The sequence below is a fragment of the Comamonas odontotermitis genome (assembly GCF_040396735.1).
GTDB lineage: Bacteria > Pseudomonadota > Gammaproteobacteria > Burkholderiales > Burkholderiaceae_C > Comamonas > Comamonas odontotermitis_C.
In genome coordinates this window covers 109,450-116,853 of sequence record NZ_JBEBNZ010000015.1, presented here as the reverse complement: position 1 = coordinate 116,853, position 7,404 = coordinate 109,450, and the positions used below count along the sequence as shown (strand labels likewise).

General features: G+C 61.0%; 9 protein-coding genes and 4 tRNA genes. 8 read left to right on the top strand and 5 right to left on the bottom strand.

Translation table 11 applies throughout. From position 1 onward, the window contains the following. Positions 1–101: 101 nt before the first annotated feature. The 6 genes from ACH2DG_RS14295 to ACH2DG_RS14270 all read left to right on the top strand — a co-directional run bounded on the left by ACH2DG_RS14295 (position 102) and on the right by ACH2DG_RS14270 (position 2,063). Positions 102–177: transfer RNA gene (locus ACH2DG_RS14295), tRNA-Gly, on the top strand. 37 nt (positions 178–214) lie between these two features. After that, positions 215–290, top strand: a tRNA-Gly gene (locus tag ACH2DG_RS14290). A 37-nt stretch (positions 291–327) separates the two neighbouring features. Then, a tRNA-Gly gene (locus ACH2DG_RS14285) sits at positions 328–403 on the top strand. 95 nt (positions 404–498) lie between these two features. After that, positions 499–587 (top strand) — tRNA-Leu (locus tag ACH2DG_RS14280). A 194-nt stretch (positions 588–781) separates the two neighbouring features. Continuing rightward, positions 782–1,405 (top strand): DUF6806 family protein, encoded by a 624-nt coding sequence (locus ACH2DG_RS14275; RefSeq protein WP_184707490.1) that lies wholly within the window; start codon positions 782–784, stop codon positions 1,403–1,405. A 103-nt stretch (positions 1,406–1,508) separates the two neighbouring features. Next, the gene (locus tag ACH2DG_RS14270; protein ID WP_395026935.1) at positions 1,509–2,063 is read left to right on the top strand and encodes a YgjP-like metallopeptidase domain-containing protein; all 555 of its coding nucleotides are present in this window, start codon (positions 1,509–1,511) and stop codon (positions 2,061–2,063) included. Here ACH2DG_RS14270 and murI read toward each other — a convergent pair. Together murI and ACH2DG_RS14260 are read right to left on the bottom strand one after the other, a co-directional pair. After that, positions 2,046–2,909, bottom strand: a complete 864-nt coding sequence (gene murI, locus ACH2DG_RS14265) for a glutamate racemase (protein WP_395026933.1) — start codon at positions 2,907–2,909, stop codon at positions 2,046–2,048. The two genes, ACH2DG_RS14270 and murI, sit on opposite strands and share 18 nt — an antisense overlap. Positions 2,910–2,965: 56 nt before the next feature. Beyond that, positions 2,966–3,340 carry a hypothetical protein gene (locus tag ACH2DG_RS14260; protein WP_395026932.1) on the bottom strand — a complete coding sequence of 125 codons (375 nt, stop codon included), beginning with the start codon at positions 3,338–3,340 and terminating at the stop codon, positions 2,966–2,968. Between the two features lie 271 nt (positions 3,341–3,611). Between ACH2DG_RS14260 and ACH2DG_RS14255 the strand changes: the two genes are divergently transcribed. Further along, complete coding sequence (locus ACH2DG_RS14255; protein ID WP_395026938.1) at positions 3,612–4,316, top strand: YebC/PmpR family DNA-binding transcriptional regulator; 705 nt, start codon at positions 3,612–3,614, stop codon at positions 4,314–4,316. 185 nt (positions 4,317–4,501) lie between these two features. Continuing rightward, positions 4,502–4,780 (top strand): PsiF family protein, encoded by a 279-nt coding sequence (locus ACH2DG_RS14250; protein ID WP_224149958.1) that lies wholly within the window; start codon positions 4,502–4,504, stop codon positions 4,778–4,780. A gap of 92 nt (positions 4,781–4,872) precedes the next feature. Here the strand turns inward: ACH2DG_RS14250 and ACH2DG_RS14245 are convergent, their stop codons facing one another. The 3 genes from ACH2DG_RS14245 to ACH2DG_RS14235 all read right to left on the bottom strand — a co-directional run bounded on the left by ACH2DG_RS14245 (position 4,873) and on the right by ACH2DG_RS14235 (position 7,284). Further along, positions 4,873–5,541 (bottom strand): HD domain-containing protein, encoded by a 669-nt coding sequence (locus tag ACH2DG_RS14245; RefSeq protein ID WP_395026937.1) that lies wholly within the window; start codon positions 5,539–5,541, stop codon positions 4,873–4,875. Between the two features lie 5 nt (positions 5,542–5,546). Then, entirely contained in the window at positions 5,547–6,158 is a 612-nt protein-coding gene (locus ACH2DG_RS14240; protein WP_395026930.1) for a DUF938 domain-containing protein, read from the bottom strand. A 67-nt stretch (positions 6,159–6,225) separates the two neighbouring features. Then, the gene (locus ACH2DG_RS14235; protein WP_395026928.1) at positions 6,226–7,284 is read right to left on the bottom strand and encodes a YcjF family protein; all 1,059 of its coding nucleotides are present in this window, start codon (positions 7,282–7,284) and stop codon (positions 6,226–6,228) included. Between the last annotated feature and the right edge of the window lie 120 nt (positions 7,285–7,404).

The window sequence follows — 7,404 nt, the reverse complement described above, 5'->3', positions numbered from 1 at the left end:
GCCCCGGATTGCAAATCCGGTTAGACCAGTTCGACTCTGGTTCGCGCCTCCAGAAGATGCTTGTCAGTATGTTTTGGGTTCGTGGAAAAACGAACATTTTTGCGGGAATAGCTCAGTTGGTAGAGCGCAACCTTGCCAAGGTTGAGGTCGACGGTTCGAGACCGTTTTCCCGCTCCAGTTTCAAGGCTGGTGTGATGCAGATCATGCTGGCAATGCGGGAATAGCTCAGTTGGTAGAGCGCAACCTTGCCAAGGTTGAGGTCGACGGTTCGAGACCGTTTTCCCGCTCCAGTTTCAAGGCTGGTGTGATGCAGATCATGCTGGCAATGCGGGAATAGCTCAGTTGGTAGAGCGCAACCTTGCCAAGGTTGAGGTCGACGGTTCGAGACCGTTTTCCCGCTCCAACACGACAAGAAGGAAGCCTCGGCTTCCTTTTTTGTTATCGGCCTACAAATCGCCAAACTGCAGGGCTTGCCCCGCTAGAATACGCGGATGTGCTGCCTCGGTGGTGAAATTGGTAGACACCCGGGACTTAAAATCCCGTGCCGCGAAAGTGGCGTGCCGGTTCGATCCCGGCCCGAGGCACCAGTCAAGCGAAGCCAACAGGCCTGCCCTGTTGGCTTTTTCTTCGGCTGTCATCGACAAACCGGGCACAATGCCTGATAGTGTGGATGCAGCGCCGCTCGGGTGGGCGGCCTGCGCAACGGCGATGCGGCGTGCCGTGTCATCTAGTGTGGAGCAGCTGGCGCAAGCGGCGGCTCCGATTGAGGAAGGTACAGAACATGCCCAGTTACAACCCACCCTTTGAGATCCATGTCCACGGCCAGGTGTTGCTGCGGGCCGATGTCGGCTTCGACCAGTTGCAGGAGGCCTTGAAGCCCCTGTGGCAGTATGCGGGTGCCAAGTCGCTGGTCGATGGTGCCGAAAGCGCCTACGAGGAAGAGCCCGGCATCCTGTTCGAGCCCAAGGACCATATCCTGCAGATGTGCTGGACGGTACGCGGTGACGACGATTTCCGCCAGGCGCTCGATGACATGTGCATGAACCTGAACGAGCTGGCCGAGCAGGGCGCGGCCATCGAGGTCACGTTCTACGACGCCGAGTTCGACGACGAAGACCAGGACCGCAGTGCAGAGTCGCGCGATGACTTCATGATGCTGTTCGTCGGCCCGACGCCCGCCGCCATCATGCAGGTGCAGCGCGACATGCTGGTGCAGGATGTCGTCAACATGATGGAGCGCCACTTTGATGCGAGCGAGCTGCAGGGCGTTGTAGGCGAGATCGACAAGCTGTTCAGCCAGCGGTTTGATGCTCTGGTTGATTCGCTGGAGATCGGCAAGCCGCCGCGTGGTGCCGGCGGCTCGGGCGGGCATGGCGGTGGCCGCCGCCCCCGTCATCTGCATTGAATAGGGTGTTGGCGCCCGATGGATGGGCGCTGACAGCTATCAATCTTGTAGTTTTGTTTTTCTGACCAGGGCAGCCGCGTGCTGCCTTGGCTGCTTTCCAGCCATGACTTCCTCTGTTCCATTGCCCTATCTGCAAGCCTACCCGCCCAGTCTGCAGCAGCAGGCGATGGGCCTGGTGCAATCGGGCAAGCTGGGCGACTGGTTGCTGCAGCGCCACCCACAGGCGCACCAGATGCGCTCGGACAAGGCATTGCACGGCTATGTGACCGGATTGAAGACCGAGTACATGCGCAATGCCGCGCCGCTGGCCAAGGTGGTCTATGACAGCAAGCTGCAACTGGTGTACCAGGCGCTGGGCATCCACATGCGCAGTGGCAAGAACCATGGTGGTAAAACCCAGTCGCGGCATGAGATTCGCATTGTCAGCCTCTTCAAGCATGCACCCGAGCCATTTCTGCGGATGATTGCAGTGCATGAGCTCGCCCATCTGCGTGAAACCGACCACAACAAGTCGTTCTATCAATTGTGCGAATACATGGAACCTGCCTACCACCAATTGGAACTGGAGACGCGGCTGTATCTGACCTGGCTGGATGCTGGCGGCAAGCGGTTGTGGAAAGATGCCCGAGACAGCGACGATTCAGGCGATGATCGCTGAACTGGCGCATGTCGCTGGCAAACCCAGCCATTGCTCTGCGGCATGGCGCAGAGCGGAAACATCGCCTGTGGTGAAGAGCTGGCAGGCCTCTAGCGCCGCAGCCCCTGCCTCCACGTCCTGCTTGCGCAGCATGCCGGTGGCATGCAGCAGGCTGTAGGTGCGCCGGGCCACTGGGGTGCCGGTGTCGACCAGGGTGACTTCGGGGCCCACCAGACTGCGCAGGGTATCGGCTGCGAATACGTAATGCGTGCAGCCCAGCACCAGGGTGTCGATTTGGCCAGGCTCTGAGCCAAACCTGCCCATGGCGCTTGTGTATTGCGCGCAAAGTGCTGTTATTTGTGTAGCGTTCTGAGAGGCAGGAATACTGGGGCGTGTGCTGTCCTCAATGGCCCGCGCAAGGCCCGCACAGGCCTGCACCACAAATTGCGTATGCGCCGAATTGGCGGCTTGCAGTGCGGCAAAGCGATGGCTGCTCACTGTGCCTTGCGTGGCAATCACCCCCACCTTGTGGGTTTTGCTGTGCAGGGCGGCAGGTTTGAGTGCAGGCTCCACACCAATGATGGGCAGGCCGGTGTTGCCATCGCGCAGTCCGTCGATGGCCGCTGCCGTGGCGGTGTTGCAGGCGATGACCAGGGCCTTCACATCGTGCTGGCTGCGCATCCAGTCGGTGATGCGGGCACTGCGCGCCTGCACAAAGGCGTCGCCGCGCTCGCCATAGGGCGCATTGCCGCTGTCGGCCAGGTACACAAAGCGCTCACCGGGCAGTACTTCGCGCAAGGCCTGCAGCACACTCAGGCCGCCGATGCCGCTGTCAAAGACGCCAATGGGAGAGGTGGGAGTAGGCATGGCCGTGTATGCTGTCTGTCAACAAGGTGCCGCAGATTGTAGGCAGGCCCGGGTACCTATGCATCCACCTGGGCCAACAGCATCAGCGATGTGGAAGCGATGCTGACAGCGAGCACCAACAGCACGGTGGCTGCCACATGCAAGGCGCGAGGCAAGGTGGGCCGCCAGCGGCGCAACAGGCAGTGGGCGGGGATGATCAGCAATGCTTGCAGAAAGCTGGCCGAGATGAGCACCGGCCACAGCTTGTCGTCCTGGATGCGATCAAGCAAGGCTGCGTCGCCCGCCAGGCGGAACAGCTGCTCGGCCGGCCAGTAACTTGCAAAGCCAGGCAGGCCCAGGAAGACAAAAGACAGCACCAACCCCGCCGCCGTGCACAGCAAGGGGATGCGCTGGTGTTTGACCCAGCCCCACAGATTTTGCAAAACTGCCATATCTGCATTGTGCCTCGTGATAAAAATATCAAAAAAGATAGCTATAAGCGCATTGATTTAGGGCGCTTTAATGTAGAAATATAGGAATGATTCGATGCAGAATATCTGTTGCTTTGACCCATAATCCTGACTCAGCCTCTGGCCGTTGTGCAAGCAGGACAATGGGCGCGGGTGTATAAATTTGCCTTCGTCAAATGGGAGCGGCTTCGGCACGAAGGCGCACCATCCGCAGCTCTCGCGCTGCCAAACCAACAACAAGGAAATCGCAGCCATGGGCGCGCAATGGAAAGCAAAGGGCAAGGCGCTGGTCGCCGATGCCAAAGGCAAACTCTTCGGCAAACTGGTCAAGGAAATCACCGTGGCCGCACGCCTGGGCGGTGGAGACCCGGCCAGCAACTCGCGCCTGCGCATGGCGGTGGAAGCTGCCCGCAAGGCATCCATGCCCAAGGATACGCTCGAGCGTGCCATCAAGAAGGGCTCTGGCGCAGGGGCGGACGCGGTCAATTACTCGACCGTGCTGTTCGAAGGCTATGCTCCGCACCGTGTGCCGGTGATGGTGGAATGCCTGACCGACAATCCCAACCGCACCGCTCCCAATATGCGTGTGTGCTTCCGCAAGGGGCAGTTGACGGCAGTGGCCTGGGATTTTGACCATGTCGGCATGGTTGAAGGCGAAGCTGAAAACGGCGCAGATGTGGAGCTGGCCGCCATTGAAGCGGGCGCGCAGGATTTCGAGCCGGGCGAGGAAGAGGGTGTGACCCTGTTCATCACCGAGCCCACCGACCTGGACACCGTGAGCAAGGCGCTGCCTGAGCAAGGCATCAAGGTGCTGTCTGCCAAGCTCGGCTACAAGGCCAAGAACCCCGTGAGCATGGGTGGCTTGCCCCCCGAGGCGCAGGAAGAAGTGCAGGCCTTTCTGGCAGGTCTTGAAAACGACGACGACGTGCAGCACGTCTACGTGGGCCTGGTTGACTGAGCCATGTGCAACATCACCGTGAAGCAGCCCGTGTGGCTGCTTTTTTTTATGTCTATGGCGAAAAAATTTTCGCAAAATGTAGTTCTTGGTAGGCAGAGCACGTATGGCCCATTGACAGCGCGTGCAACTTGTGCCGAAATGCGCCTGCGCTGGTCTTCGGCGTAGTTTTTAAAAGAGCCTATTCCATGAAAAAACTCATCGTTCTCGCCGGTATCGCGCTGGCATCCCAGTTTGCCTTGGCTGCCGACAAGGCTCCAACCGCGCAACAGCAGCTGATGGGCACCTGCAACACCGAAGCCAAGACCAAGGAACTCAAGGGCGACGACCGCAAGCAGTTCATGTCCAGCTGCCTGTCTGACGGCCGCAAGCGCCAGCAGGAACGAATGAAGGCCTGCAACGTGGACGCCACCGGCAAGAAGGGTGACGAGCGCAAGGCTTTCATGAGCGAGTGCCTCAAGAAGTAAGCGCCGCTGCCTGATGATGAAAGGCCTGCATGGTGATGCAGGCCTTTTGCTTTTCAGGCGATGGACGACGGGCGGGCGCTGCGGTGCTCCGGTCAGCCCTGCGCCTGGGCGGTTGGGGCTGCGTTCCACTGCTGCACGAAGGCCTTGCGAAAATCTGCGATCCACTGCGCGCGCCGCTCTGCTTCCTGCCTGCCCGCTGCGGTCTGCATGGTGGGTGGTAACTGCAGTAGCTTGGCGGCGATGTGGTCGAGCGTGAACTGCTGGTCGTTCAGGGGGCGCTCTGTGGCAAGCGGATCTGTTGCATGCGCCAGCGTGCGGCCCAACTGGCCGCCGATATGGAACATGCGCGCCAGGCCCACAGGGCCCAGGGCATCAAGCCGGTCGGCATCCTGCACGATCTGTGCCTCCAGGGTGGCGGGCGTGATCCGGGCAGAAAAGCTGTGGGCTTCAATGGCATGGACCACGGACTCCAGCTTCTCTACGGGAAAGCCCTGGGCGAGCAGCAGCGCGGAGGCCCGCTTGGCAGCCATGCGTGATGCCTGCGCGCGATCGGGGTGGCTTTTGGGCAGGTTCACCACATCATGCAAATAGCAGGCAGCCAGCACCACCAATGCATCAGCCTGCGGGTAGTGTTGCAGCAGCTGCTGCGCATTTCCCCATACGCGCTGCAGGTGCGAAGTGTCGTGGGCCGCGTCCTGGTCCATCTCCTGCACGGCCAGTTGCTGGCAATGTGCCTGCCAATGCTGCAGATCGTCTTGCATTGCCATCATTCGCCCTGGCGCTGGAACACCAGCGTGCGGTTGTTGGCTGGCATGGCACGGTCTTGCAGCAGCTGCAGGCCATGGTGTCGGGCGAGCGCTAGCACATCCTCAAAGTGGCGGATTCCGCTTTGCGCATCGCGCTGGCGCAGCCAGGCGTCGAAGGCACGGTTACTGTCGCTGGTGAACTGGCCTCCATAGTTGAAAGGGCCATAGACGGCAAAGATTCCGTCCACGGGCAGGTGTGCACCCACAAGAGCCACCAGCTTTTCCACCAGGGGCCACGCAATGATGTGCAAGGTATTGGCCGTGAAAACGGCGTCAAAGGTGCCGTCTACTGTCTGGGGCCACTGCGCCGTGTTCAGATCCAGTGGCAGCGGCGCGCGCAGATTGGGCGCCGGGTGCGCGGCATGCCAGGCCTGGATGCCTGCATGGTGCTCGGGCAGATCGCTGGTTTGCCACACCAGCTGCGGCAACTGAGGCGCAAAGTACACGCTGTGCTGGCCCGTGCCCGAGCCAATCTCCAGGACATGGCGCTGCTGCGCCATCGCATCGCGCAGCACGGCCAGGATCGGCTCTCGGTTGTTTTCACAGGCTTGGGAGAAGGGCAGATCGATCATGTTGCGGGGGCAAAAAAGCGAGCTGCCGAGTATGCCGCAGGCAGCCTGGGCATGAACGCGTAGGTATTTAGGCCCCCCGCACCATCTGCATGATCTTGGCCGTATTCAGCCCGCGCGCGGTCTCCTGCATCTGCGGCAGGTAGCGCTCCTGCAGCACGCGTCCGTCCTGCATCACATGCTGGTAGGCGTTTTTCAGCATCTCGGTGGACAACTGGCGGCCTCCTGCATAGTACTGGTTGGCCACATGGCCGAGCGCGTAGGTGCTGGCAAAGCTCATGCCGCTGCTGACGGCCTGGCGGCCCAGCCCGCCCAACAGGCCTTTGCCAGCCTTGCCCAGCAGGCCGCCGAGCAGCTTGCGGCCAGCTTGCTCCAGGTACTGCGATGTCAGGCCGACACCCAGTGCAGCCAGCAGGTCCTTGATGTGGCCACGGTCCAGTTCATAGCCGTAGCTCTGGCCAATCTGGTAGACCAATCGCATCTGCAGCGGAATGATGGCGAGGGTGGAGAGGTTTTCTGGCAGCAGCTCGATGGCGCCGTTCAGAATCGACGCCTTGAGAATCTTGCTGTCCATCTCGGCTGCGGCCAACTGGCTGGGGCGGCGCTGGTCGGCTCCGCTGGGCAGGGTATCGACAGCTGCCGGGTGCGGAACCGGGCCACTGCCGATGGCAACAGGCACAGCCCCTTCGGGTGCGGCTGCCCTGAGCGGAGCCTCGGCAATGGTTTGGGCCTCGCGCTCAAAAGTCGGGGGCGTCATTGGCGCAGGGCTTGCTGCCGTTGTAGCGGCCGCGCTAGCAGTATTGCCACCGAGCTGCCAGGCTTGCCGCAGCGATGCGAGAAAGGCTTCTTCCTTGGCGCTGGTCTGGCCGTCAGCCTCGCACACGCACACGGCCATTTCGTATGCCAGCTGGCGCGAATCGGCACTGGTGAGCTGTGCTTGCACATCGGCCAATTGCACCCGGCGCAGCAGTACATCCTGGTACAGGCTGGGCAGGTTCACCTGATGGTCACCGGCCAATCCTTCCGCTACCTGGCGGATCTGCTCGCGTTCGCGGTCATGTTTCTCGCCATCGGCAAAGGATGCCAGCAGGCAAATCGTCAATGTAGCGCGGATTTCGTCAGCGGTCATGGGCGGTGATCCTGGTCGTGAAAGAGCCTATTGGACAAGGCGTTGTACCGCAGGTTCCCTCCTGTTGCGTAACCGGGTGCAATTCAGCGTGCTGGCTCTGCGACGGCATGGGCTGGCTGC

Coding starts and splice junctions, on each gene's coding strand:
- ACH2DG_RS14275 (WP_184707490.1), top strand. CDS start 782: ATGCCCAGTTACAACCCACCCTTTGAGATCCATGTCCACGGCCAGGTG.
- ACH2DG_RS14270 (WP_395026935.1), top strand. CDS start 1,509: ATGACTTCCTCTGTTCCATTGCCCTATCTGCAAGCCTACCCGCCCAGT.
- murI (WP_395026933.1), bottom strand. CDS start 2,909: ATGCCTACTCCCACCTCTCCCATTGGCGTCTTTGACAGCGGCATCGGC.
- ACH2DG_RS14260 (WP_395026932.1), bottom strand. CDS start 3,340: ATGGCAGTTTTGCAAAATCTGTGGGGCTGGGTCAAACACCAGCGCATC.
- ACH2DG_RS14255 (WP_395026938.1), top strand. CDS start 3,612: ATGGGCGCGCAATGGAAAGCAAAGGGCAAGGCGCTGGTCGCCGATGCC.
- ACH2DG_RS14250 (WP_224149958.1), top strand. CDS start 4,502: ATGAAAAAACTCATCGTTCTCGCCGGTATCGCGCTGGCATCCCAGTTT.
- ACH2DG_RS14245 (WP_395026937.1), bottom strand. CDS start 5,541: ATGCAAGACGATCTGCAGCATTGGCAGGCACATTGCCAGCAACTGGCC.
- ACH2DG_RS14240 (WP_395026930.1), bottom strand. CDS start 6,158: ATGATCGATCTGCCCTTCTCCCAAGCCTGTGAAAACAACCGAGAGCCG.
- ACH2DG_RS14235 (WP_395026928.1), bottom strand. CDS start 7,284: ATGACCGCTGACGAAATCCGCGCTACATTGACGATTTGCCTGCTGGCA.